The following is a 22,677-nucleotide window of genomic DNA, read 5'->3' as shown; positions in this document are numbered from 1 at the left end:
CACTTCACATGGCCAAGATCATCGCGTTCGACGAGGAGGCACGGCGCGGTCTCGAGCGCGGGATGAACCAGCTCGCCGACGCCGTCAAGGTCACCCTCGGCCCCAAGGGCCGGAACGTCGTCCTCGAGAAGAAGTGGGGCGCCCCCACGATCACCAACGATGGTGTCTCCATCGCCAAGGAGATCGAGCTCGAGGACCCGTACGAGAAGATCGGCGCCGAGCTGGTCAAGGAGGTCGCGAAGAAGACGGACGACGTCGCCGGTGACGGCACGACGACCGCGACCGTCCTCGCCCAGGCGCTGGTCCGCGAGGGTCTGCGCAACGTGGCCGCCGGTGCCAACCCGATGGCCCTCAAGCGCGGCATCGAGAAGGCCGTCGAGGCCGTCTCCGCCGCCCTGCTCGAGCAGGCCAAGGACGTGGAGACCAAGGAGCAGATCGCTTCCACCGCCTCCATCTCCGCCGCCGACACCCAGATCGGCGAGCTCATCGCCGAGGCGATGGACAAGGTCGGCAAGGAAGGCGTCATCACGGTCGAGGAGTCCCAGACCTTCGGTCTGGAGCTGGAGCTCACCGAGGGCATGCGCTTCGACAAGGGCTACATCTCGGCGTACTTCGCCACCGACATGGAGCGTATGGAGGCGTCCCTGGACGACCCGTACATCCTGATCGTCAACTCGAAGATCGGCTCGGTCAAGGACCTGCTGCCGCTCCTCGAGAAGGTCATGCAGTCCGGCAAGCCGCTGCTGATCATCGCCGAGGACGTCGAGGGCGAGGCCCTGTCGACCCTGGTGGTCAACAAGATCCGCGGCACCTTCAAGTCCGTCGCCGTCAAGGCCCCGGGCTTCGGCGACCGCCGCAAGGCCATGCTGAACGACATCGCCATCCTCACCGGCGGCACGGTCATCTCCGAGGAGGTCGGCCTCAAGCTGGAGAACGCCGGTCTCGACCTGCTCGGCCGCGCCCGCAAGGTCGTCATCACCAAGGACGAGACGACGATCGTCGACGGTGCCGGTGACAGCGACCAGGTCCAGGGCCGCGTCAACCAGATCCGCGCCGAGATCGAGAACAGCGACTCCGACTACGACCGCGAGAAGCTGCAGGAGCGCCTGGCGAAGCTGGCCGGCGGCGTGGCCGTCATCAAGGCCGGTGCCGCGACCGAGGTCGAGCTCAAGGAGCGCAAGCACCGCATCGAGGACGCCGTTCGCAACGCGAAGGCGGCCGTCGAGGAGGGCATCGTCGCCGGTGGTGGCGTGGCCCTGCTGCAGGCCTCCCAGGTCTTCGAGAAGCTCGAGCTCGAGGGCGACGAGGCCACCGGTGCCAACGCCGTCAAGCTGGCCCTGGAGGCCCCGCTCAAGCAGATCGCCGTCAACGGTGGTCTCGAGGGCGGCGTCGTCGTGGAGAAGGTCCGCAACCTCACCGTGGGCCACGGCCTCAACGCCGCGACCGGCGAGTACGTCGACATGATCGCCGAGGGCATCATCGACCCGGCGAAGGTCACCCGCTCCGCCCTGCAGAACGCCGCCTCCATCGCGGCGCTGTTCCTCACCACCGAGGCCGTCATCGCCGACAAGCCGGAGAAGGCCGCCGCGGCCGCTCCGGGCGGCATGCCCGGCGGTGACATGGACTTCTGATCCATAGGCCCCTCCTCGCCGAAGGCGGGCGAGGAGGGAGGATCACTTGTCCTGAACGCTGTACGCCGAGGGCGGCATCCCCTGCACGGGGGGTGCCGCCCTCGGGCCGTTCAGCTCCGCCCGTTCGCCGCGCCCCAGACCGAAGAAGTAGGTGGCGGCGAACCCGGCCGCGTAACCCACCGTCAGGCCCCCCGCGTAGACGGTGGCCGCGTGGGCCAGGCCGTGGTTGCCCTTCAGCAGCGGGAAGAGGGCCCAGCCCGACGGGCCGATGGCCGTGCAGCCGACCTTCTCGCCGAGCTGGTTCAGCAGGCCCACGAAACCGCCGCCGAACGCGCCGCCGACGCACGCCGTGACGAACGGGCGGCCCAGCGGCAGCGACACCCCGTAGATCAGCGGCTCGCCGATGCCCAGCAGCCCGGCCGGCAGCGCCGAGCGGATCGTCGTGCGGACCGGGCCGTTGCGCCACAGCCGCACGTAGAGCGCCAGCGCCGCGCCCACCTGGCCCGCGCCCGCCATCGCCAGGATGGGCAGCAGGACGGTGTAGCCCTGCTGCTCGATCAGGGTCGTGTGGATCGGGATGAGCGCCTGGTGCAGGCCCAGCATCACCACCGGCAGGAACAGCCCGCCCAGCGCGAAGCCCGCCGCCGCGCCACCGCCCGTCAGCAGCCAGTCGGCGGCTTGGCCGATCGCCGCGGCGGCCCGGCCGGCCGCGAACATCAGCCCGTAGAGCGTCGCCAGCCCTGCCACCAGGACCGTCACCGTCGGGGTGACGAGCACGTCCAGGGCCTCGGGCACCCGGCGGCGGCACCACTTCTCCACCTGCACCGCCAGCAGCGCCGCGGCCAGCGCGCCCAGCACCCCGCCCTCGCCGGGCGCCAGCTTCTCGCCGAAGGCGTGCACCCTCTCGACGCCCCCGTAGACGATGACCGCCGCGACCGCGCCGCCCAGCACGGGCGTGCCGCCGAACTCCTTGGCCGTCTGGTAGCCGACGAACACCGAGATCAGGGACATGAAGCCGGAGGCGATCGCCGTGAGCGCCGGGGCGAGGGCGGGCAGCCAGTGCGCGTTGGCCAGCAGCCCGGCCAGGCCCGCCACGATGCCGCAGCCGATCAGGGCCGGGATCAACGGGACGAAGACGCGGGCGATCCGGCCCAGCAGCAGCTTGCCGGGCGTGGCGTTACGGGCCTTGCGCGCCGCCCGTAGCGCGGCACCGCGCTCGGCCAGGGGCGGCGCGCCCCCCGCTGCCCCCGCCGTCACGAGTCGTTGCAGCTCCGGGGCGACACGGGCGACCGTGCCCGGCCCGAGGACGATCTGGTACGCCCCGCCGTCCTCGACCACGCCCAGCACCGCGGGCAGCGCCCGCAGCGCCTCGTCCCGCACCAGGGCGCGGTCGCGCAGCTCCAGGCGCAGGCGGGTCATGCAGTGGGCGACGGTGAGGACGTTCCCGGCGCCGCCGAGGAGGGGGAGGAGCGCGGCGGCGGTGGCGCCGTGCTTGCTGTCGTGCGTGGACTCGCCGTGTGTGGGCAAGTCGTCTGAGGACATGTCGTCTGAGGACATGTTGTCTGTGGGCATGGGGACGTGCTGCCTTGCTGCCGTGTGCTTGCTTGGGTGTGGGGGCGTCAGCCTTGGGTGTGCGCCGCGTGAAGGGCCGCGCGCAGGTGGCCGTCCGCCTCCTTCAGGAGCCGTCCGGCCGTGGGCCCGTCCACCTCGCCGAGCAGGACGAGGATGGCGTCCTTCACCTCGCCGTCGGTCTCGGCCAGCGCCGCCTCGATGTCGGCGTCGGGGGCCCCGGTCGCCAGCGAGACGATGCGCCGCGAACGGGCGCGCAGCTTCTCGTTGGAGGCGCGGACGTCGACCATCAGGTTTCCGTAGGTCTTGCCCAGCCGGATCATGGTGATGGTCGAGAGCATGTTGAGGACGAGCTTCTGGGCGGTGCCCGCCTTGAGCCGGGTGGAGCCGGTGAGCAGTTCCGGCCCGACGACGACCTCGATCGCGTGTTCGGCGGCCGTGCCCAGCTCCGAACCGGCGTTGCAGGACAGCCCGATGGTCAGCGCCCCGGCGCCGCGCGCGTGCCGGACGGCCCCGATGGCGTAGGGGGTGCGGCCGGAGGCGGAGATGCCGACGACCGTGTCGTCGGGCCCGACGCGCAGCGCGTCGAGGTCGGCGGCGGCCAGCTTCTCGCTGTCCTCGGCGCCCTCGACCGCCGTCACCAGGGCCCGGCTGCCTCCCGCTATCAGGCCGACGACCTGGGTCGGGTCGGTGTTGAAGGTCGGCGGGCACTCGCTGGCGTCCAGCACGCCCAGCCGCCCGGCAGTCCCCGCCCCCGCGTAGACGAGCCGTCCGCCGCGGGCCATCCGGGTGGCGGTCGCGTCGATGGCGGCCGCGATCTCGGGCAGCCGCTCGGCGACGGCGGTGGCGACCGTCGCGTCGCCCGCGTTCATGATCTTCGCGATGTCCTGGGTCGGGAGCTGGTCGATGTCGGCGAGCTCCGGGCGGAACGCCTCGGTGGTCAGCGTCGCCAGCTGGGCGCGGAGGGCGGCGAGGGCGGCGGTCGAGGTCATGGGCTGTGGCTCACTTCTCGGGTCTGTGGCTCACTGCTTGGGGAGGAGGGTCAGCGGTGCGGCGGGCGGGGGTCGTGGCGGTGGGCGAGGGCCTCGTAGGACGCGGACAGGGCGGGCGCCGCCTGGTCGTACGTGCGTTGTGCGACGCCGATGAACAGGCAGTCCACCACGAGGAGCTGGCTGGTGCGGCTCGACATGGCCGCAGGCCGCAGCTCGCTCTCCCGGGCGGAGGACGTGGTGAGGATGTGATCGGCGTACTGGGCGATCTCGCCCTGCGGGCGGCCGGTGACCGCGACGGTGGTCGCGCCGTGCTCGAAGGCGACCCGCAGCGGTTCGATGACGTCGGTGGTCCGGCCGGAGTGGGTGATGGCGATCGCCACGTCGCCGGAGCGCAGTTGGACGGCGTTGGTGACGGCCAGATGGGGGTCGGTGGGGGCGTGCGCGATCAGGCCGATGCGCAGCAGCTTCTGGACCAGGTCCTGGCCGACGAGGTGGGAGGCGCCGATGCCGTAGACGTCGATGCGGCGGGCGGTGGCGAGGGCGGCGACGGCCGACTCCAGCTGGGCGGTGTCGAGCCCGGCGGCGGTGTCCGCGAGGCACTGGGCCTCTTCCTGGGCGAGCTTGGCGACGACGCCGGCCAGCGGGTCGTCGACGGCGATGTCGGCGGTGACGGCGGGGGCGCGCCCGGCGGCCTGTTCGGCGGCGAGGGTGGCGAGTGCGAGCCGCAGATCGCGGTAGCCGGGGTAGCCGAGGACGCGGGCGGTGCGCACGACGGTGGCCTCGCTGGTGCCGGTGCGTTCGGCGAGGCCGGTGACGGTGAGGGCGGCGGAGCCGGCCGGGTCGCCCGCGACGGTTTCGGCGACGCGCTGCATCGAGCGGGTCATGGAGGGGGCCAGCGTGCGGACCTTGGCGGCCAGTGCGGCGGGCGGTGGCGGCTTGGCGGAGCCGGTGGTGCTCGCGGTGCTTGCAGTGCTCGCGGGGCCGAAAGTTTCCTTCGGTTCGCTGCTGTCGCTGCTCACTTTGTGAAAGGTATTTTCGGCCTGGTGTGCCGTCAACCCTCGCCCGGTGTGCCGTCGGCCCTCGGCGAGTCCGACAATGGGGCACATGGAGCTCGAACAGGCACTGCACGCGGCGCGGGCGCTGGTCCTCGCCGATCTGGTCGCGGGGGACGTGGCGGAGGCCGATGTGGTCTCGCTCGTCGAGGACGCGGTCGCCCACCGGCGGTGGTGGGTCGAGCAGTGGCCCGAGGGCGCCGGGTTCCTGCCCGGTCTGATCGCCCAGGACGTGCAGGACGCGCTGCTGGAGCGGCACGGCCGCTGGCCGTTGTGCCCGGTCTGTACGGACTCCGGAGACCCGCACGCACTGGAGGTCGAGCCGGAGCTGGGGCCGGATCCGCACTGGGCGTGCACCAAGCAGGCGGTGCTGGTGGCGCCGGTGGGGTCGTTGGGTTCGGCGCTGGGCGGCTGAGGGCTCTTGGGTGGCTTTGGGGCGGCGCGCCGGTGTGCAGGGGGCGCGCCGCCGGCCGGGTGTCAGCGTACGGAGGACTCGGGCGCCGTCTCGTGCGCCGTGGACGACGCGCCGGCCGAGGCCGCCACGATCCGGGAGGCTTCCGCACCGCGGTGCAGCCGGGAGGCGACGGCGGTGGTGCCCACCGCCAGGGTCGCGAGCCCCGCGGCCAGCCAGGCGACGGCCGGGTAGCCCCAGCCGGCACCGATCACGAGGCCGCCGAGCCACGGGCCCACGGTGTTGCCGATGTTGAAGGCGGCGGTGGTGGTGGCGCCCGCCAGCGTCGGTGCCGCGCCCGCGACGTTGAACATCCGGGCGTTGAGGGCCGGCGAGGTGGCGAAGGCGGCCACGCCCAGCAGCACCGCCATGGCGATGGCCGCGGCCGCGCTGTGCGCGGTCAGTGCGAGCAGGGCCAGCGCGGCGGCCGAGGCGCCGATGCCGCCGTACATCGTGCCGAAGAGGTGCGCGTCCGCGATCCGGCCGCCGATGGCGGTGCCGATCAGCGCGCCCACGCCGAAGAGCGCGAGCACGGTGGGCACCCAGCTCTCCTTGAGGCCCGCGGTCTCGGTGAGCAGCGGGGCGAGGTAGGAGAAGAGGCAGAAGACGGCGGCGGCGTTGAGGGCGGTGGTGGCGAGGGCCAGCCACACCTGCCGGTCGCGGTAGATCGCGAGCTCCTTGCGCAGCCGCGGCGCGTCCTCGCCAGTGGGCGGCTGCGTGGCCGGTACGAGCGCGACGACGCCCGCGAGGCCCACCGCGGACAGCGCGGCCACCGCCCAGAACGCCGAGCGCCAGCCCGCGTGCTGGCCCAGGAGGGCACCGGCGGGCACGCCCGCGATGTTGGCGATCGACAGCCCGCCGAGCATCACGGCCATGGCCTTGGCCCGCGCGGTCACCGGCACCAGCGACACGGCCACGGCCGCGCCCACCGCCCAGAACCCGGCGCACGCCAGCGCGCTCACCACCCGCGAGGCGAACAGCACCCCGTACGAGGGCGCCAGCGCCCCCGCCACCTGCCCGAGCCCGAAGACGGCGAGCAGGGCGATCAGCGTCGTGCGGCGCGGCAGCCGCAGCGTCGCGGCGGCGAGCAGGGGCGCACCGACGACCATCCCGATCGCGAAGGCGGACACCAGCAGTCCGGCCTGGGGGATGGAGACGTCCATGTCGCGGGCCAGGGGCTGGAGCAGCCCGGACAGCATGAACTCCGAGGTTCCGAGGGCGAAGACCGACAGACCGAGTACGTAGACGGCAACGGGCATGCGGGGCGGGCTGGTATGCGGCATACCTCTTGCCAGCATGATCGTCGTCGGGGGTATTCCCCCCTGCTCGGCCCGCGTCTCAGAGTGTGAGCAGGTCCAGCTCGGTGGCGAGGTTGAAGCGGGCGGTGCGCTCCCAGCGCTCGTAGGCGGCCGGGGTGCGGAACAGCCGGGGCTGCGCGAGGAGTTGGCGCAGGACGTCGGCGCGTCCCTCGCGGAAGGCGTCGTGGGGGACGAAGCCGTACTCCTGGCGGACGGCGGCGGCGTAGGCCGCGTACTGCTGGGGCGGGCTGCCCAGGATCGCGAGGTCGGCGTCGCACAGCACCTCGCCGTCGCGGTCGCCGGGGGCGGGCTCGTGGGTGACGGTGAGGCGGACGAGGCGGGCGGTCTCGGCGGTGCGGGCGGGGTCGATGCCCAGCTCGGGCAGGGCGCGCTCGGCGAGATGGGCGGAGCGCTCCTCGTTCTCGGAGCGGTCGGGGCGGTAGACGGCGTCGTGGAACCAGGCGGCGAGGCGGACGGTGTCGATGTCGTCGGCGTGCGCCGCCAGCTCGTCGAGGTGCCCGAGGACGGCGGCGAGGTGATCGACCGTGTGGTACCGGCGCTGTGGCTCCGACCAGCGGGCGAGCAGGTCGTCGGCGTACGGACCGGGATCGGGCTCCCGGACCGTGCGCATCCGCTCGACGGTCTCCCGCCAGGCGGCGCGCAGTGCAGGTCCGGACGGGTGCTCGGGCGTGGCTGCCATGGGTCAATTGTGGGGTACGGCTTTCTCTCCGGGTTTCTCCCCAGGCGGCGGGACTCGGGCGCCGGGTGCCAGGGCGCGGACGAGGAGCGTGCCGGTCTTCCAGACCTCGGGCGGGGTGATCTCGTTCGCCAGGGGGTAGCGGAAGCCGTGCTGCTTCAGTCGGTCGGCCCACATCTCGGGGGTGTAGTCCCAGCGCTTGACGACGAGGGGGTTGGGGTCGTCGGCCTGGTTGATGTAGGACGCCTGGCAGCCGTAGCAGCCTTCGACCGGGGGCCGCTGGGAGAAGGCGAGCACGCCGCCGGGCTTGAGGACCTGGCGGATGGCGGGGAGCATCTGGTTTGGGTCGGTGAACCAGATGGCGCCGAAGACGGAGTACACGGCGTCGAAGCGCTCGGTGGTCTCGCTCATGAAGTCGAGCGCGCCGCGCTGGTGCAGTTCCAGGCCCGGCAGGTCGCCCCAGCGCTCGCGGGCGGCGTTGAGCTGGACGGGGGAGACGTCGACGCCGACGGCGCGGTGCCCGAGGGTGGCGACGTGGGCGAGGTTCCCCCCTGTGCCGCACCCGAGCTCCAGGACAGACGCCTTATCGGCCTCGCCCAGAACCTCGATTCCGGGGCCGTGGTCGGGGTACTGGGTCCAGTTGAACCAGGTGGTCTCGCCCTTGGCGTTCTTCTCCCGCCGGCCGCCGGGCTTCCTGCGGGCGTAGGTGTCCCACGCCGTCGTGTCGGTCACGTGCTCCTCCGTCGTAATTCATGGGCGCGGCCAGCCGCACCACGCGGGTACGGCCGGCCTGGATGCCTGTGCGCTGATCAACCGGTCTTGGCGGCGTTGTGCTTCGGGCTGTTGTGGCAGTTCGCGTGACACTGCGAGCAGTCGGCGATGTCCAGCTCCGGCCAGAACTCCAGGTCGACGGCGTACCCGGCCGCCTGGATGGCGTCCACGGTCCGGGCACGCAGCACCTTGCCACCGCCGTGCGCCTCGCGGTCCAGGTAGCCGGGCTGGTGGTGGACGAACTTCCCGAACGTCTCCTGGCAGAAGTCGGCGTACGCCTTGGTCCGCAGGACGAACGCGTGCCAGAAGTCGTCCACCAGCGGGGACGGGCTCAGAGGCTTCTCACTGGCAGCGCTGGCGGCCACAAATGCCAGCATCTGGCCGACGCCCCGGCGGGCCATGCCCGCCGGGATGTGGTCGTACTTGGCCCGCACGTCGGCGGCGATGGTCTCCCGCAGCTCCGCACTGACCAGGGTTCCCGCGTCGATCGCGGGCCGTGCCTCAACGATGGTCACGTCTTACCTCCTCGGAAGGGTGGTGCTCGAACCTGAGCCCTCTCCAGTCACTCGACCTGGGAATGGCTGAGGACGCCGATCGGAGCGGGGGGGGGGCTAGGCAGGCCGCAGAGAGCGGGCCGATATCGCCCGCGACGCCTGGCACTCGGGCGCACAGCGGGGGCACTCACACGGCGGGTAGCGGACCGGGTTCTCCAGGATGATCACGGGGTCGCCCGCCCGTACCGCCCGTGTCGGTCCGTACGTTCGCCCGTTGTCGCGGCTGACCCGCAGAGTCATCAGCGGGGCTTTGACCGGCGTCGGCTCTCTGCTGCTTGCCATGCCGACAGGCTAGGAAGTCGGGCCGTCCGGCCCCAACAAAGTTCTATGAAGTTCCACGCGAGTTACCCGAGCGCGTCAACGGCGGCGGTGATGAGTGTCCGGGCCTTGGCGCCGTACACCGCCAGCTCTGCCATCTCTCCGAACGCCTTGAGGTACTGCCCCACCTCGGACGGCGCCGTCACGTTCACCTGTGCCGTGAGCAATTCGACTTGCGCCATTTCCGCGTCGTAGATGCTGAATGTCTCGATCATCCACATCCGGCGAGAGACGGAGAACGGGATCACGCCCAGGGAGACCGACGGATACGCCATCACGGACAGCAGGTATCCAAGCTGGCCCGCCATCGTCTCGGCGTCGCCGACGCGATGCCGCAGGACCGACTCCTCCATCAGCAACGCGAAACGGTGGTTACCCTCGCGAACGACGTGTGACCGAGTCAGCCGCGCTTCCACGGCCTCAGCCACGTCATTGGGCGTGCCGTGAAAATCGGTGATAGCGCTCAGCAGGGCTGTGGCATAGGCGTGGGTTTGGAGAACGCCAGGCACGACGTTGGAGCAGTAGACGCGGAAGACCCGGGTGCGCTCGAATAGCGGCACGTAGGATTCTTGGAGTCTGCGCAGGCCAGTGCGCTGAACCCGCCTCCACTCCACGTACATGTTGTCAGCGGAGCGGGAGGCGGCGATCAGGTCGGCAGCGGCGTCATCGACGCCGCATGCAGCGCACCATGCGCGAATGTCGGCGTCGGATGGCGGCGTGACGGCGTTCTCCAGGCGCGAGGCTTTGGAGGGGTACCAACCGGCTCGGCTAGCAACCTCCTTGGCTGTCAGGCCGGCGTCGCGCCGGATCTCCCGGAGGCGGTCACCAACAGCCTTCCGCGCCGCCGCGATGCTGCTTGATGGGGGTGTAGGCATGATCTGGCTGTGCCACTCAGACCCGGTACTCCTCGTGGGGCGTCGCCCGGTTCCACACAGCATCGAACGCCGTGGCGCACAGCTTCGCCACGGCAGGCCGCTCATCCAGTTCAGGTCCGGCCGAGCCGCCATCTCCGGTGAAGTGGTTCCACATGATGATTTCGCTGTCGAACAGCCAGAAGTCATTGCCGGGCAGGGTGAGGTCTGACGCCTTCCGGCGGGGAAGCCAACGGACCAACTCCCCCGCCGCAATGTTCTGATACGTGCAGCCGTGCTCGTACTTGATGTAGTCGCTTACCGGCTCCGAGACGACCCGGGCACGACGGAACACGACTCCGCGCGCGACGGCCTCGCGCACCATGGCGTGAAAGTCGTTCCACCATGTATCGGGCTCCGGAGACGGTCGCCATCCCGAACGCCACGCTTCGAATTCGGCGGCCTCTTCACCGATGCCATACGAATCGCGCATCTCAAGGTGGACCGCCGAGTACCGGGTCTTCGCCAGTAGATCAGCGAACGCCAAGTCGGTCTGCGACATCACAAGCCTCCCTGATGGCGGGCACCATGCGGATGGGCAGCCTCACCACCGCTTCACTGTCCGGAATGGGGCCCGACTGCAGGCACTGGGCCAGCAGCGCTTCCCCCGCCTTCCAGCCCTGGACGACGATCTCCTGTGCCTCGTCATCAACCCAGGCCGTGGGGCACTGAGTCCCGTTGGTGTTCGGGTCCTTCGCGATGAACAGTAGCGCCATGACAGCCTCCGTCGGTCTGCCGGTTCTACAGACGTCTATGAGGCTCGCCGTCTACGCGTGCCGCGTCAAGGGGGCGATGGGCTAAGGAAGTTGAAACGCCAAAGGCCCCAGCGCCTGCCACGGCGGGCAGACGGGGGGCCAGGGGGTGGGGCACCTGAGCCCCGACGGTGCCGAAATGGCGGTGGGACAGCTGGAAGATCACGACCGCGTCGCACTCACCAGCGCGAACAGTCTCCATGAGCGCGTCATAGCCGGGGTAAACGATGTTGGGGTCATAGCCGCTCAGGCCCACGTCCCCGCAGTGCCTGGTGTGCACCCGGCCAGGCCGTGTGCCGTGAACGCCTCGCAGGACTTACGCTGTGTTATTGGACTAGACCTCTTGTCGTCCTCGCGACGCCACGACGGGACGGCTGTAAGAGATTGCACGCACGTTGTTCAGCGTTACGTGTGTAACCAGAGAGGAAAGGTGTCACGTGGGTAACGGTGCGATCTTGGAGGTAATCGCGCTCGATGTCGAGGACGCGGTGGCCGCGCAGGCCGGAGGGGCGGATCGGCTCGAACTGGTCAGCGACATGGGCGCCGACGGGCTCACCCCCGCCCTGGAGACGTTCGCGGCCGTACGGGCCGCCGTCGGGATACCGGTGCGGGTGATGTTGCGTGCCGAGGACGGCTTCGCCGCCGGGGGTGCGGGGGCGCTGGAGGCGCTCTGCGAGACCGCGCGGGCGCTGCGGGCGGAGGGGGCGCGGGAGTTCGTCCTGGGCTTTCTCGGTGACGACGGCCGGGCGGATCTGGCCGCGGTGGCCGCGCTCGCGGACGCGATGGGTCCGCAGGCCCGGTGGACGTTCCACCGGGCCCTGGACCGGGCCGCGGACCGGGATGCGGTGCGCAAGCAGCTGGCGGACCAGCCGGGGCTGGACACGTACCTGACCGCCGGGTCGGCGTCCGGGGTCGACGAGGGGCTGCCGACGTTGCTGGCGGAGGCGGGGCGCGGGGACGAGCCCGGCTACGAGCCGCGGATCCTGGTGGGCGGCGGGCTGCGGCTCAAGCACGTGCCCGTGCTGCGAGGCGCCGGGATCTCCGCCTTTCACGTCGGCGGTGCGGTGCGGCCCGGCGGCTGGGACGCGCCCGTGTCGGCTCAGGCGGTGCGGGTCTGGCGTTCGGCGGTGGACGGGGCGTAGGCCCCTCCCTCGTTAGCCGTGGCGCTGCGGGTCGTGACCGCCGCCAGCCCCACCGTCGCCAGGGCCAGGACCGCCGACGCCCAGGGGAACGCCCGCTCGCCCAGGACCGTGATGAAGAGGCTGCCCGCCCCGCCCGCCGCCGCCATGCCCAGGTACAGCGCGCTGCTGTTGAGGGAGAGCAGCAGCGGCGCGCTCGCCGGGGCCAGGGAGGCCATGCGGTGCGGGAGGGCCACCGCCACGGCCCAGCCCGCGAGCGGGGTCGCCACCGCGTACGCCAGCGCGCCCGGCATCGTCCGGCCCAGCCAGGGCAGCAGCGCGAAGCACACCACCGTCGCCGCGCTCCCGCTGAGCAGGACGGTCCGTACGCCGAAGCGGTCCACGGCGCGCCCGCCGGTCCAGCTGCCCGCGACCGAGGCCAGGCCGGTGACCAGCATGACCATGGAGAGCCGCGACGCGTCGCCGCCCGTCGCGCGGTGCACCGCCGTCGCGAGGTAGATGTAGACGGAGTTGAAGGTCAGGAAGAAGGCGAACGTCGTGGCCGCCGCCCACACCACCCGGCGGTCGCGCAGCGGGGCGAGTCGCTCGCGCAGCCCGGGGGCGCCGCCGGTCGCGGGCGGTTCGCGCAGCAGGGCCGCGAGCCCGGCGAAGGCGACCGTGCCCAGCGCCACGACGAGCCACATGGTCAGCCGCCAGTCGCTGCGCCCGAGGTAGGTGCCGAGCGGCACGCCGAGCGCGGTGGCCACGGTCATGCCGCCGAGCACGGTCGCCAGCGCCCGGCCGCGCTGCTGCGGCGGTACGAGCGAGGTGGCGACGGCGCTGGCGGTCGGCGAGTAGAGCGCGGCGCCCGCCGCGGCCAGCACCCGGGTGGCCAGCAGCAGCGCGAACGTGGGGGCGAGGGCGCTGAGCAGGTTGCCCGCCGTGAAGAGCGCCAGCGCCGTGAGCAGCAGGCGGCGGCGCGGCCAGCGGGCGGTCGCGGTGGCGAGCACGGGCGCCAGGAGCGCGTAAGAGAGCGCGAAGACGGTGACCATCTGCCCGGCCGCCGAGACCGAGACGTCCAGGTCGTGGGCGACGAGGCCCAGGATGCCGGCGGTGACCATCGCGTCGGTGCCGATGGCGAACGTGCCCAGGGCGAGCAGGAGCAGGCGTAGACGCACGGTGGGACCCCCGGATGGCAGTAAAGTTTGATGTACGCCAAACAATATGGATTGTTTGATGGATGTCAAACCATTTGCAAGCCGTCTGGAGGGGGTGTGTCATGACCGCGACCACCGAAGGGGAGCTGCTGCCGCAGCCCGCCGCCGCGGAGATCGAGCTGGTGAAGGTGCTGCACGCCCTCGGCGACCCCGTGCGGCTGCAGCTTTTCCAGGTATACGCGGCCGGCGGCGAGTACGACTGCTCGTCCGAACGGCTGGGCGTCATGCACTTGCACAAGTCGACGGTGTCGCACCACATGAAGGTGATGCGGGAAGCCGGCATCACCTCGACGCGGGCGGCCGGCCGGGTCCGCTACGTGCAACTGCGGCGCGCCGACCTCGACGCCCGCTTCCCCGGGCTCGTGGCGGCGCTGCTCGCCGCTCGCGAGTGACGCCCTAGAGCTGGTTCAACTCCGCCGGAAGCGGCGCCGCGTGCACCACCGTCAGCCCCGACACGGCCCGCGTCAGCGCGACGTACAGCCGCCGCAGCCCCGTGCGCCCGTCCGGCTCGCCCGCCACCACCGCCGCGGGTTCGTCCAGCACCACGTAGTCGTACTCCAGGCCCTTCGCCAGCGTGGCCGGCACCAGCGTCAGCCGGGACTGCGCGCTCGTCTCCGCGCCGGGCGCAAGATGGGCGAGCCCGGCCGCCTCCAGCGCCTCCGCCAGCACCGGGATCCGGTCGTCCGCCGCGATCAGGCCGATCGACCCCTCGCGGCCCAGCGCCTCGCGGCACGCCTCGACCACCGCCGCGTCCAGCGCGTCCGGCGCCACCTCCCGCACCGAGAAGTCGCCCGGCGACTCCCGCATCGACGTCGCCTCCGACAGGCCGGGCGCGATCGACGGCAGCAGCCGCGACGCGTACGCGATCACCGTGCGCGGCACGCGGAAGCCCTGCGTCAGCTCCTCGACCGCCGCCTCCGGCTTGCCCAGATGGGTCAGCGCCTCCGGCCAGCTCGCGGTCGCCCACGGCGTCGTGCCCTGCGCCAGGTCGCCCAGGACCGTCGCCGAACCCGTCGTGCAGCGGCGGCCCACCGCCCGGTACTGCATGGGCGACAGGTCCTGCGCCTCGTCCAGCACCACATGCCCCAGCGACTGCGTACGGGCCACCAGGTCCATGGCCTCGTCGATCAACACCGCGTCCGCCGCGGACCACTTGGCCGCCTTCACGCTGCGGGCGGGCTTCGCCCACAGGATCTCCTGCTGCTCCTCCTCGCTCAGCAGCCCGGCCGCGTGCTCCGCCAGGAACTGCGCGTCCGCCAGCAGCCGCAGCACCAGCTTGGCCGGCTCCACCGCCGGCCAGATCTCCTTGACCGCGGCCTTCACCGCCGCGTTGCGCGCCACCGCGTCCTGCACCCGGTCGTCCGGGGCCTCGCCCGCCTGCTCCATGCGGACGAGCACGGCGTGCGCGATGCGCTGCGGCAGCGCATCGCGGGCGGCGCCGTAGCGGATGTCGCGACCGAGCAGCTCGCGCACGATCTCCTCGACCTCGTACGCCGGGACGCGCCAGCGCCGCGAGCCGCGCACGACCACCACCGGCTCGACGGGCATCCGCACCCCCGCCCGCACCGCCCGCCGCAGCACCTCCGCCATCCGCGCGTCGCCCTTGATGCGGGCCGCGGCCGCGCCGTCCGCACCGCGCACCTCGACATGCGCCACCAGGTCGTCGACCGTGGCCTGCGCCACGTTCAACTCGCCCAGCGCGGGCAGCACTTGCTCGATGTAGTGCAGGAAGGACCGGTTCGGGCCGATCACCAGCGTGCCGGTGCGGGCCAGCCGCTCGCGGTGCGCGTACAGCAGATACGCCACCCGGTGCAGGCCCACCGCCGTCTTCCCCGTGCCCGGCGCACCCTGCACGCACACCGTGCCGCCGATCCCGGCGCGCACGATCTCGTCCTGCTCCGGCTGGATCGTCGCCACGATGTCCCGCATCGGGCCCACGCGCGGGCGCTCGATCTCCGTCTGCAGCAGCCTGCTGGCCTGCGCCTCGGCGGCGGTGTCGGTCAGGTCCTCGTCCTCGTAGGCGGTCAGATCCCCGCCCGTGTAGCCGAAGCGACGGCGCATCCGCACGTCCATCGGCTCCTTCTTCGACGCCCGGTAGAACGGCTGCGAGACGGGCGCCCGCCAGTCGATCACCATCGGGTCGCCCACCGCGTCGTGCACGTGCCGGCGCCCGATGTAGAACTGCTCGCCCTCAGCGCCCTCCGACCGCTCCACGCCCGGCGCGTGCAGATAATCCAGCCGGCCGAAGAAGAGCGGGGCGTGCGCGAGATCGGCGAGAGCGGTGATCCGCTCGTCGATCTGCCGCTGCAGAACGGCGGCGTTGACCCAGTTCGCGGTGACGTCCTTGATGTCGAGCGCCTCGACATCGGCCCGCATGGCCCGCAGCGCGGCGCGCGACGAGGCGAGATGGGTCCGCTCGCGCTCAAGGGGGTCGTTCGCGTTCGTCGCGGGCGCGTTCGTTACGTGCGGGGGCACGGCAAAACCTCCTGGCCTTCGGCGGAATGAGCGAGGAGCCGCCCGGTTTCCGTCCGGACGGCGGCGCTCCCTGGAAAGCGAGGCGGGAGGCGGGGGAAAGGAGAATTCTAGTCAGCGGCACCAGGGCGCGCGAATGATTTTCCGCGCGCCCCGGGCGGACGTCAGGGTTGCCGTCAGTCTCCCGTAGGGGACGCCATGATCCTCGGGTCGTAGGCGTACGCGCCCGCGTTTACACCGGCAGGCCGATGTCCGGACGGAATCCCGCCGCCACCATGGAAGACATGACCACGGCATCCGTCACCCCCGACCAGACCCCCTCCTTCTCCCTGGCGAGCGCCCTCCGCGCCGTCAAGGCTTTCACGGGCGCGGCCGTCAGCGTCGTCCTGCTGGGGCAGTACGCCGACGAGCGTCGGGCCTGATCCCCCCGCAGCGGCTCAGCCCGCCTCGTCCCCCGCCAGCAGCGAGTCCGCGTCCACGATCCGGTACGCGTACCCCTGCTCCGCCAGGAAGCGCTGGCGATGGGCCGCGAAGTCCTGGTCGACCGTGTCGCGGGCCACGACCGAGTAGAAGCGGGCCTCGTGGCCGTCGGCCTTCGGGCGCAGCACCCGGCCCAGGCGCTGGGCCTCCTCCTGGCGCGAGCCGAAGGTGCCCGACACCTGGATGGCGACCGTGGCCTCCGGCAGGTCGATGGAGAAGTTCGCGACCTTCGAGACCACCAGGACGCTCAGCTCGCCCGCCCGGAAGGCGTCGAAGAGCTTCTCGCGCTGGGCGTTGGTCGTCTCGCCCTTGATGACCGGCGCGCCCAGGTGCTCGCCCAGCTCGTCGAGCTGGTCGATGTACTGGCCGATGACGAGCGTCTGCTCGCCGCGGTGCTTGCGCACCAGCGCCTCCGTGACCTTCCGCTTGGTCGCGGTCGTGGCGCAGAAGCGGTACTTCTCCTCCGTCTCGGCGGTCGCGTACGCCAGCCGCTCGCCGTCGGTGAGGTTGACGCGGACCTCGACGCAGTCGGCGGGCGCGATGTAGCCCTGCGCCTCGATCTCCTTCCACGGCGCGTCGAAGCGCTTGGGGCCGATGAGGGAGAAGACGTCCGACTCGCGGCCGTCCTCGCGCACCAGCGTCGCGGTCAGGCCGAGGCGGCGCCGGGCCTGCAGGTCGGCGGTGAACTTGAAGACCGGCGCGGGCAGCAGGTGCACCTCGTCGTAGAGGACCAGGCCCCAGTCCCGGGAGTCGAAGAGCTCCAGGTGCGGGTAGACGCCCTTCCGCTTGGTCGTCAGCACCTGGTAGGTGGCGATGGTGACCGGGCGGATCTCCTTGCGCGTCCCGCTGTACTCGCCGATCTCGTCCTCGGTGAGCGAGGTCCGCTTGACCAGCTCGTGCTTCCACTGCCGGGCCGAGACCGTGTTGGTCACCAGGATCAGCGTCGTCGCCTTGGCCATGGCCATCGCGCCCGCGCCGACGAGCGTCTTGCCCGCGCCGCACGGCAGGACGACCACGCCCGAGCCGCCGTGCCAGAAGCCCTCCACCGCCTGCCGCTGGTAGGGCCGCAGCGCCCAGCCGTCCTCGTCCAGCTCGATGGGGTGCGCCTCGCCGTCGACGTAACCGGCCAGGTCCTCCGCCGGCCAGCCCAGCTTGAGCAGCGTCTGCTTGATCTGGCCGCGCTCGGAGGGGTGGACGGCGACCGTGTCGGGGTCGATCCGCGCCCCCACCAGCGGCTGGACCTTCTTCGAGCGGAGGATCTCCTCCAGCACCGGCCGGTCGCTGCTCTCCAGCACCAGCCCGTGCACGGGGTGCTTGAGCAGCCGCAGCCGCCCGTAGCGCGCCATGGTCTCGGCGATGTCGACGAGCAGCGCGTGCGGCACGGGGTAGCGGGAGTGGGTGACGAGCGCGTCGACCACCTGCTCGGCGTCGTGCCCGGCGGCCCTCGCGTTCCACAGACCGAGCGGCGTCACCCGGTAGGTGTGGATGTGCTCGGGGGCCCGCTCCAGCTCGGCGAAGGACGCGATGGCACGCCGGCACGCATCGGCCTGCTCGTGGTCGACCTCGAGCAGGAGCGTTTTGTCCGACTGGACGATGAGGGGTCCGTTCACGCCCGTCCTTTCGCAGTCCGTGTTCGCCTTGGTCGCGAAATCGCCTTACTCGCGAAATACACGAGTCTACTTCCCCGGGGCACGGACGTGCGGAGAGCGCGGAGTGCCCCTCCCGACGCCGGTCAGGCCGACTCGTCCGCCAGCTCCGCCACGCCCGTGATGCGGTGCAGGGGATAGGTGCGCACTTCGTCGGCCGTGTGGTCGTAGGCCGTCACGAAGCCGCCCTCCACCCGGATCGGGGCGATGACGCGCTGGCTGGCGGCGCCGTCGGCGTTGACGTAGCCGATCCAGACGGCCGCGCCCGTCAGGACGGCCGCCTGGACGGTGGCGAGGGTGTCGGCCGAGGTGGTGCGCGGCAGGCCGCTCGCGCTGGTGGCCGGCTGTTCGGCGGGCGGTTTGCGCTCGGCGGTGGCGGCCAGGTCGCCGGCCCGGATGGCGCGTACGGCCGCGCCCAGCAGCGTCGAGTCCGGGATGGGCGGGCCCTCCGGCACGGGCGCGGGGGCTGTGCGCTGCGGGGTGCGGCGGACGTCGGCGCGGGTGACGAGGACGTCGCCCTCGGCGGATTCGGCGGCCGGCGCGTAGCCCATCGCGCGCAGGGTCTCCAGCAGGATGTCGGGCGCGGCCTGCGCGGCGAGCACCGTGCCCGCGAGGCGGCGCAGCCGCAGCGGCGCCGAGCGGCGGTCGGCGAGGATCTCGGCCAGCACCGCCTCGTCGTCGCAGCGCAGGTACGAGGAGGCGGCGCCCACCCGCAGATGGCCGTGGCGGCGGGCCACGTCGTCGACGAGGTAGGCCAGCGGCTGCGGCACGGGGGTACGGGAGTGCGCGGTGAGGAAGGCGGTCAGATCGGCGGCGGTCTGCCCGGCGTCCAGGGCGCGGCGCACGGACTCGGGGGTGAAGCGGTAGACGGTCGCGCCGCCCTTGGACTCGACGTCGGCGAGGACGGCGAGGGTCTGCGCGAGCGGGCGGTGCAGCGGCCCGGGGGCGACGGCGGTCAGGTCGGCCTGGAGCAGGACGTGGTCCAGCGGCTGGGGCAGCAGGGGCGCGAGCAGGGCCGCGGCTTCGGCGGGGCCGGCGAGCAGCGCGCGGCCGTGTGCGCAGAGGGCGCCGCGGCTGGTGACGCCCAGCTGCTCGGCATCCTCCAGCGCCCACCGTGCGAGGCGGGTGCGCAGGTCGTCGCCGGTGGTGCGGGGCGGGCGCTCCCAGTGCAGGCGGGCGAGGAGGGTGTCGGCGGAGACCGAGGCGCCGGGCGGGAGCTCGGCGAGCAGGTCAAGGACGCGCCGGCGGACCTCGGGGGCGGGCGAACGGTCCAGGCCGGGGCCCAGGGCGGCGAGGGTGCGGCCCTTGGCGTCCCTGTCGCCGACGAGGCCGGGGGTGCGGGTGGTGGCGAGCCAGGCGGTGGCCAGGTGGGTCCAGCGCCGCTCGGCGGGCAGCCGGAGCCACTCGTCGTAGGCGGGGGTGGGGGCGTAACGCTCGTCGACGTCGCCGTCGGAGGCGAGCAGCCCGGCCGCGTAGGCGAGCTCGGTCCAGAAGGCGGCGCCGGCCTCGGTGGTGTCGAGGGCGGCGGCGGTGCGCTTGAGGTCCCGCACGCTCAGGCCGCCCGCGCGCAGGACGAGGGGGCCCGCGGTCTCCCACTCGGCGAGCAGGTCCTCCACGGTCGACAGGGCGATGTGGGCCTGCCCGCCGGCCGTGGCGTCGACCAGGCGGGCGGAGTGCTCGGCGAGGGGCGCGAGTTCGGGGGCGAGGGGCTCGGGCGTGCGGTGTGCGCGCCCGGCACGCAGGTGCAGGGCGGCCTCGCGGGGGAGGACGACGCCGCCGGGGCCGGTGGACAGCAGCAGTCCGCGGTCGAGCAGCCAGCGCAGGTGGGGGGCGGGGTCGGCGGTGACCGTGCCGTAGGGCGGGCCCCACAGCAGCCGGTCGAGGACGCCGACGGCCTCGGACGGTGCGCCTTCGAGCAGCGCCGCCATGCGCGTGCGGTCCTCGAACAGGGCGGTGAGCGAGGCGACGGCCGAGACGGGGTCGTGGGTGCCCGGCAGCCCGGCGGTGGTGATGATCTGCTGGAGCCGGCCGGGCGACATTCCGGTGGTCGCCTCGGCGACGGTGGGGCCCAGTCCGGTGGGGGAGGGGTGGGCCGCGCTCGGCGCCAGGAGCTCGCGGACGGTGCGCACCAGCCGCAGCCGGTCCTCGGCGCCCCACACCAGGGCCTGCCCGCGCAGGGTGGCCACGGCCCGCGGCAGCTGGGCGGCGACAGCGGGGTCGTCCGGCTGGTCGCCGGTCATCAGGGCGGCGAGCGTCCCGTACGGGCACGGGTCGGGGGCGACGGCCAGGGCCTCGGCGGTCTGCAGGGCGAACCGGTCGAGGCGGTCCAGGGCGCGCGCGACGGAGGCCCGGGTCGCGGCCCGGGTGGCGAGCTGGGTGAGGTCGCCGGGCACCGGATTGAGGAGGTCCGGCCGGGCGTGCAGCAGCCCGGCGAGGTCCTCGTCGGGACGCGTGCGCAGCTCTTCGGCGAGCGTGCGGGGGCCTGTACCGGTGCCGCCTGTCTCCCGCGAAGTGGTCATTCTGTTTACGGTACCGGGTCCGCGCGGCGCGCCTCGGGCGTCGCTGCCGCCGCGCACCGGGTCGGGGCGTGCTCACTGTCCGCGGGGCGCGGAACCGGTACGGTCGTGGGGTACGGCGGCTGGTGTGGGCTTGGGGGCATCGGTGGGGATCGAGAGCGATCAGCTTGTTTACGACTATTTGAGCAAGGTCGGCGACCTGGCCCAGAGACAGTCGCTCACCTCCGGCGACCGGATGCGGCTGGTGTCCCGGCTGCGGGCGGAGATCGAGCGGCGCAGGGCGGCCGAGGGGGCGGACACCCCCGCGGCGGTGCAGCGCATCCTGGACGGGCTGGGCACCCCTTCCGAGGCCGTGGCCGACGGCGGGGCTGCGGCCGGCGCCTTCGACGCGGGCCGGGTGCCGGAGCAGCGCCGGGGCGGCGCGGCCGCCGGGCCGCCGGCCGCGGGCGGTGCCTCGCCGCCGCACATGGCGCCGGAGGAGGAGCTGATGCCGGCCGCGGGCGGTGCGCCCGACTGGTGGCGGATGGCGCCGGGGCCGATGGGCGGCGGGGACGCGGTGCACGGCTTCGTCGGGGGCATCGAGATCCCCGACATGCTCAGGCCGCCGCGGGCCTCCGGCGAGGTGGAGAGGACGAGGGTGCTGCCCGGCGAGGTGGTGGAGGCCGCCGCGGACGACGGCGACGCGGAGGACGGGGGCGGCCGGCGCCGCTTCGGCCTGCTGCGGCCGCCCCGCCCGATCGTGGCGGAGGAGCGGCCCGCGGCCATTCCGATGAGCCCGCTGCTGGTGCTGGTCGCCGCGCTGCTGGTGGCCGGTGCGGTGCTCGGCAACTGGATCGTCCTCGCGGGCGGCTGGGCGCTGGCCTACGTCACGCGCCGGCTGACCCAGGCCGAGTCCAAGTGGGCGGTCATGGGGGTGCCGGGGCTCGCGGTGGCCGGCGGGGTGGTGTGGCTGTGGGGGCGCGTCGACGGGCGCTGGGGCGATCCGATACCGCAGGGCGAGCTGGGCGCCGCGATGGCGGGGGCGCTGCCGGTCGTCATACGGGTCGCGGCCGTCGGCTCGGCCCTCTACGTCCTGTGGCGCGCCCGGCGCCCGGGCTGAGACCCGGGCCACAGTCCCGGGAACCACGGCCCCCGGAAGCGGCGCACCGGGAGAATGACCGTATGACCTTCACCGTCGGATTCGACCTCGACCTCACCCTCGTCGACTCCCGGCCGGGGATCCGCGCGGCGTACGAGTGGCTGGCCGCGGCCACCGGCCGCCGCATCGACATCGACCTCGTCGTCAGCCGCCTGGGCCCGCCGCTCGTGCAGGAGTTGCGCAACTGGTTCCCCGAGGACGAGGTCGAGGAGGCGAACTCGCGCTACCTCGCGGCCTACCCGGCGCACGCCATCACGCCCTCGCCCGCCATGCCGGGCGCCCGTGAGGCGGTGGCCGCCGTGCGCGAACAGGGCGGCAGGGCCGTGGTGGTGACGGCCAAGTACGAGCGGAATGCCCAGCTCCATCTGGACCACCTGGGCATCAAGGCCGATGAACTGGTCGGCGGCCTATGGGCCGAGGGCAAGGCGGAGGCGCTGCGGGCGCATGGCGCGGGCGTCTACGTGGGCGACCACCTCGGGGACGTGCGCGGGGCGCGTGCGGCCGGCGCACTCGCCGTGGCGGTGCCCACCGGCCCGTACGGCGCGGAGGAACTGCGCGCGGCGGGCGCGGACGTGGTGCTGCCCGGCGGCCTCACGGACTTCCCGGCCTGGCTGCGGGGCTACAGGGCGGAGGCCGCCGAGTCCGCCCTGGCCTGACGGCGCTGGGCGGCGATCGAGCGGAGCACCCCGGCGGCCGCGATGAGGAACCCCACGCCCATCAGCATGCACACGAAGTACGCGGCCGACGGCAGTGGATCGGCGCCGAGGAACAGCGGGGCGACCGTAGCCAGCGTGGCCACCGCGCCGACGAGGAAGACGACGGCACCGGTCCTTACGAGGAGATCCCCGGCTCGGGGCGTTTCGCTACTCACCCGACCAGGGTAGTTCCCTATCCGGCGGGTCGGCGGCCGGACGGTCGTCACCGAGGCGGGCGGGCAGGGAAGCGCATCGGGTTCGGGACATCAAACGCGCAGAGGTACGGCCTGAGGGCGTCTTGTCACCGGGCCGCGGACCATTAGCCTTGGGGGCTAGCGGGTCTTGCGACCCGCTGTAGTGCTATCCAGAGCTGTTTTCTCTGTTGACTACAGATTCTTC

At 72.8% G+C, this 22,677-nt stretch carries 22 protein-coding genes; 7 read left to right on the top strand and 15 right to left on the bottom strand.

Annotation, left to right across the window (positions count from 1 at the left end; all coding sequences use genetic code 11):
• Positions 1 to 8: 8 nt before the first annotated feature.
• Positions 9 to 1,631, top strand: a complete 1,623-nt coding sequence (gene groL, locus FHS39_RS04540; protein WP_184346408.1) for a chaperonin GroEL — start codon at positions 9 to 11, stop codon at positions 1,629 to 1,631.
• A 42-nt stretch (positions 1,632 to 1,673) separates the two neighbouring features.
• On the opposite strand, the gene FHS39_RS04535 is transcribed toward groL, so the two are convergent.
• The 3 genes from FHS39_RS04535 to FHS39_RS04525 form a co-directional block, all read right to left on the bottom strand.
• On the bottom strand, positions 1,674 to 3,173 hold the full coding sequence (locus FHS39_RS04535; RefSeq protein WP_184346407.1) for a PTS transporter subunit EIIC: 1,500 nt from the start codon (positions 3,171 to 3,173) through the stop codon (positions 1,674 to 1,676).
• A gap of 77 nt (positions 3,174 to 3,250) precedes the next feature.
• A complete protein-coding gene (gene murQ, locus FHS39_RS04530) occupies positions 3,251 to 4,192 on the bottom strand; it encodes an N-acetylmuramic acid 6-phosphate etherase (RefSeq protein ID WP_184346406.1) in 942 nt (313 codons plus the stop codon).
• 50 nt (positions 4,193 to 4,242) lie between these two features.
• A complete protein-coding gene (locus tag FHS39_RS04525; RefSeq protein ID WP_425507731.1) occupies positions 4,243 to 5,211 on the bottom strand; it encodes a MurR/RpiR family transcriptional regulator in 969 nt (322 codons plus the stop codon).
• An 85-nt stretch (positions 5,212 to 5,296) separates the two neighbouring features.
• Between FHS39_RS04525 and FHS39_RS04520 the strand changes: the two genes are divergently transcribed.
• Entirely contained in the window at positions 5,297 to 5,659 is a 363-nt protein-coding gene (locus FHS39_RS04520) for a hypothetical protein (RefSeq protein ID WP_184346404.1), read from the top strand.
• A gap of 62 nt (positions 5,660 to 5,721) precedes the next feature.
• Here the strand turns inward: FHS39_RS04520 and FHS39_RS04515 are convergent, their stop codons facing one another.
• The 7 genes from FHS39_RS04515 to FHS39_RS04485 all read right to left on the bottom strand — a co-directional run bounded on the left by FHS39_RS04515 (position 5,722) and on the right by FHS39_RS04485 (position 10,960).
• Complete coding sequence (locus FHS39_RS04515) at positions 5,722 to 6,954, bottom strand: Cmx/CmrA family chloramphenicol efflux MFS transporter (protein ID WP_184346403.1); 1,233 nt, start codon at positions 6,952 to 6,954, stop codon at positions 5,722 to 5,724.
• 79 nt (positions 6,955 to 7,033) lie between these two features.
• A complete protein-coding gene (locus FHS39_RS04510; RefSeq protein WP_184346402.1) occupies positions 7,034 to 7,693 on the bottom strand; it encodes an HD domain-containing protein in 660 nt (219 codons plus the stop codon).
• A gap of 3 nt (positions 7,694 to 7,696) precedes the next feature.
• Positions 7,697 to 8,422, bottom strand: a complete 726-nt coding sequence (locus FHS39_RS04505; protein WP_184346401.1) for a methyltransferase domain-containing protein — start codon at positions 8,420 to 8,422, stop codon at positions 7,697 to 7,699.
• 77 nt (positions 8,423 to 8,499) lie between these two features.
• Positions 8,500 to 8,976: a glycine-rich domain-containing protein gene (locus tag FHS39_RS04500; RefSeq protein WP_184346400.1), complete on the bottom strand. Its 477-nt coding sequence runs from the start codon at positions 8,974 to 8,976 to the stop codon at positions 8,500 to 8,502.
• 383 nt (positions 8,977 to 9,359) lie between these two features.
• Positions 9,360 to 10,208, bottom strand: a complete 849-nt coding sequence (locus FHS39_RS04495; RefSeq protein WP_184346399.1) for a helix-turn-helix domain-containing protein — start codon at positions 10,206 to 10,208, stop codon at positions 9,360 to 9,362.
• 16 nt (positions 10,209 to 10,224) lie between these two features.
• The gene (locus FHS39_RS04490; RefSeq protein ID WP_184346398.1) at positions 10,225 to 10,746 is read right to left on the bottom strand and encodes a DUF6879 family protein; all 522 of its coding nucleotides are present in this window, start codon (positions 10,744 to 10,746) and stop codon (positions 10,225 to 10,227) included.
• Positions 10,718 to 10,960 (bottom strand): hypothetical protein, encoded by a 243-nt coding sequence (locus FHS39_RS04485; protein ID WP_184346397.1) that lies wholly within the window; start codon positions 10,958 to 10,960, stop codon positions 10,718 to 10,720. Before FHS39_RS04485 ends, FHS39_RS04490 begins: the two co-directional genes overlap by 29 nt.
• Before the next feature lie 473 nt (positions 10,961 to 11,433).
• On the opposite strand from FHS39_RS04485, the gene FHS39_RS04480 reads away from it, so the two are divergent.
• A complete protein-coding gene (locus FHS39_RS04480; protein WP_184346396.1) occupies positions 11,434 to 12,138 on the top strand; it encodes a copper homeostasis protein CutC in 705 nt (234 codons plus the stop codon).
• On the opposite strand, the gene FHS39_RS25655 is transcribed toward FHS39_RS04480, so the two are convergent.
• A complete protein-coding gene (locus FHS39_RS25655; protein WP_184346395.1) occupies positions 12,096 to 13,292 on the bottom strand; it encodes an MFS transporter in 1,197 nt (398 codons plus the stop codon). The two genes, FHS39_RS04480 and FHS39_RS25655, sit on opposite strands and share 43 nt — an antisense overlap.
• Positions 13,293 to 13,393: 101 nt before the next feature.
• Between FHS39_RS25655 and FHS39_RS04470 the strand changes: the two genes are divergently transcribed.
• The gene (locus FHS39_RS04470; protein ID WP_184346394.1) at positions 13,394 to 13,723 is read left to right on the top strand and encodes an ArsR/SmtB family transcription factor; all 330 of its coding nucleotides are present in this window, start codon (positions 13,394 to 13,396) and stop codon (positions 13,721 to 13,723) included.
• A 4-nt stretch (positions 13,724 to 13,727) separates the two neighbouring features.
• On the opposite strand, the gene FHS39_RS04465 is transcribed toward FHS39_RS04470, so the two are convergent.
• Positions 13,728 to 15,806 carry a HelD family protein gene (locus tag FHS39_RS04465; protein WP_343069350.1) on the bottom strand — a complete coding sequence of 693 codons (2,079 nt, stop codon included), beginning with the start codon at positions 15,804 to 15,806 and terminating at the stop codon, positions 13,728 to 13,730.
• Between the two features lie 281 nt (positions 15,807 to 16,087).
• On the opposite strand from FHS39_RS04465, the gene FHS39_RS04460 reads away from it, so the two are divergent.
• Entirely contained in the window at positions 16,088 to 16,225 is a 138-nt protein-coding gene (locus FHS39_RS04460) for a hypothetical protein (RefSeq protein WP_184346393.1), read from the top strand.
• Positions 16,226 to 16,240: 15 nt separating this feature from the next.
• On the opposite strand, the gene FHS39_RS04455 is transcribed toward FHS39_RS04460, so the two are convergent.
• Together FHS39_RS04455 and FHS39_RS04450 are read right to left on the bottom strand one after the other, a co-directional pair.
• The gene (locus FHS39_RS04455; protein WP_184346392.1) at positions 16,241 to 17,893 is read right to left on the bottom strand and encodes a DNA repair helicase XPB; all 1,653 of its coding nucleotides are present in this window, start codon (positions 17,891 to 17,893) and stop codon (positions 16,241 to 16,243) included.
• A 122-nt stretch (positions 17,894 to 18,015) separates the two neighbouring features.
• The gene (locus FHS39_RS04450; RefSeq protein WP_184346391.1) at positions 18,016 to 20,448 is read right to left on the bottom strand and encodes a helicase-associated domain-containing protein; all 2,433 of its coding nucleotides are present in this window, start codon (positions 20,446 to 20,448) and stop codon (positions 18,016 to 18,018) included.
• Between the two features lie 142 nt (positions 20,449 to 20,590).
• On the opposite strand from FHS39_RS04450, the gene FHS39_RS04445 reads away from it, so the two are divergent.
• Entirely contained in the window at positions 20,591 to 21,544 is a 954-nt protein-coding gene (locus FHS39_RS04445; RefSeq protein ID WP_184346390.1) for a hypothetical protein, read from the top strand.
• A 62-nt stretch (positions 21,545 to 21,606) separates the two neighbouring features.
• Complete coding sequence (locus FHS39_RS04440) at positions 21,607 to 22,239, top strand: HAD family hydrolase (protein WP_184346389.1); 633 nt, start codon at positions 21,607 to 21,609, stop codon at positions 22,237 to 22,239.
• Here FHS39_RS04440 and FHS39_RS04435 read toward each other — a convergent pair.
• The gene (locus tag FHS39_RS04435; RefSeq protein ID WP_184346388.1) at positions 22,203 to 22,454 is read right to left on the bottom strand and encodes a hypothetical protein; all 252 of its coding nucleotides are present in this window, start codon (positions 22,452 to 22,454) and stop codon (positions 22,203 to 22,205) included. The genes FHS39_RS04440 and FHS39_RS04435 overlap by 37 nt on opposite strands.
• Positions 22,455 to 22,677: the final 223 nt, after the last annotated feature.

Origin of the sequence: Streptomyces olivoverticillatus (genome assembly GCF_014203555.1) — a bacterium.
In the GTDB taxonomy this organism is placed as follows: Bacteria; Actinomycetota; Actinomycetes; order Streptomycetales; family Streptomycetaceae; genus Streptomyces; species Streptomyces olivoverticillatus.
Note: the sequence above shows the minus strand (reverse complement) of the source record. Positions and strands in the feature narration are given on the sequence as shown.

Coding starts and splice junctions, on each gene's coding strand:
- murQ (WP_184346406.1), bottom strand. CDS start 4,192: ATGACCTCGACCGCCGCCCTCGCCGCCCTCCGCGCCCAGCTGGCGACG.
- groL (WP_184346408.1), top strand. CDS start 9: ATGGCCAAGATCATCGCGTTCGACGAGGAGGCACGGCGCGGTCTCGAG.
- FHS39_RS04510 (WP_184346402.1), bottom strand. CDS start 7,693: ATGGCAGCCACGCCCGAGCACCCGTCCGGACCTGCACTGCGCGCCGCC.
- FHS39_RS04450 (WP_184346391.1), bottom strand. CDS start 20,448: ATGACCACTTCGCGGGAGACAGGCGGCACCGGTACAGGCCCCCGCACG.
- FHS39_RS04495 (WP_184346399.1), bottom strand. CDS start 10,208: ATGCCTACACCCCCATCAAGCAGCATCGCGGCGGCGCGGAAGGCTGTT.
- FHS39_RS04440 (WP_184346389.1), top strand. CDS start 21,607: ATGACCTTCACCGTCGGATTCGACCTCGACCTCACCCTCGTCGACTCC.
- FHS39_RS04460 (WP_184346393.1), top strand. CDS start 16,088: ATGACCACGGCATCCGTCACCCCCGACCAGACCCCCTCCTTCTCCCTG.
- FHS39_RS04535 (WP_184346407.1), bottom strand. CDS start 3,173: ATGTCCTCAGACGACTTGCCCACACACGGCGAGTCCACGCACGACAGC.
- FHS39_RS04520 (WP_184346404.1), top strand. CDS start 5,297: ATGGAGCTCGAACAGGCACTGCACGCGGCGCGGGCGCTGGTCCTCGCC.
- FHS39_RS04515 (WP_184346403.1), bottom strand. CDS start 6,954: ATGCCCGTTGCCGTCTACGTACTCGGTCTGTCGGTCTTCGCCCTCGGA.
- FHS39_RS04490 (WP_184346398.1), bottom strand. CDS start 10,746: ATGTCGCAGACCGACTTGGCGTTCGCTGATCTACTGGCGAAGACCCGG.
- FHS39_RS04485 (WP_184346397.1), bottom strand. CDS start 10,960: ATGGCGCTACTGTTCATCGCGAAGGACCCGAACACCAACGGGACTCAG.
- FHS39_RS04470 (WP_184346394.1), top strand. CDS start 13,394: ATGACCGCGACCACCGAAGGGGAGCTGCTGCCGCAGCCCGCCGCCGCG.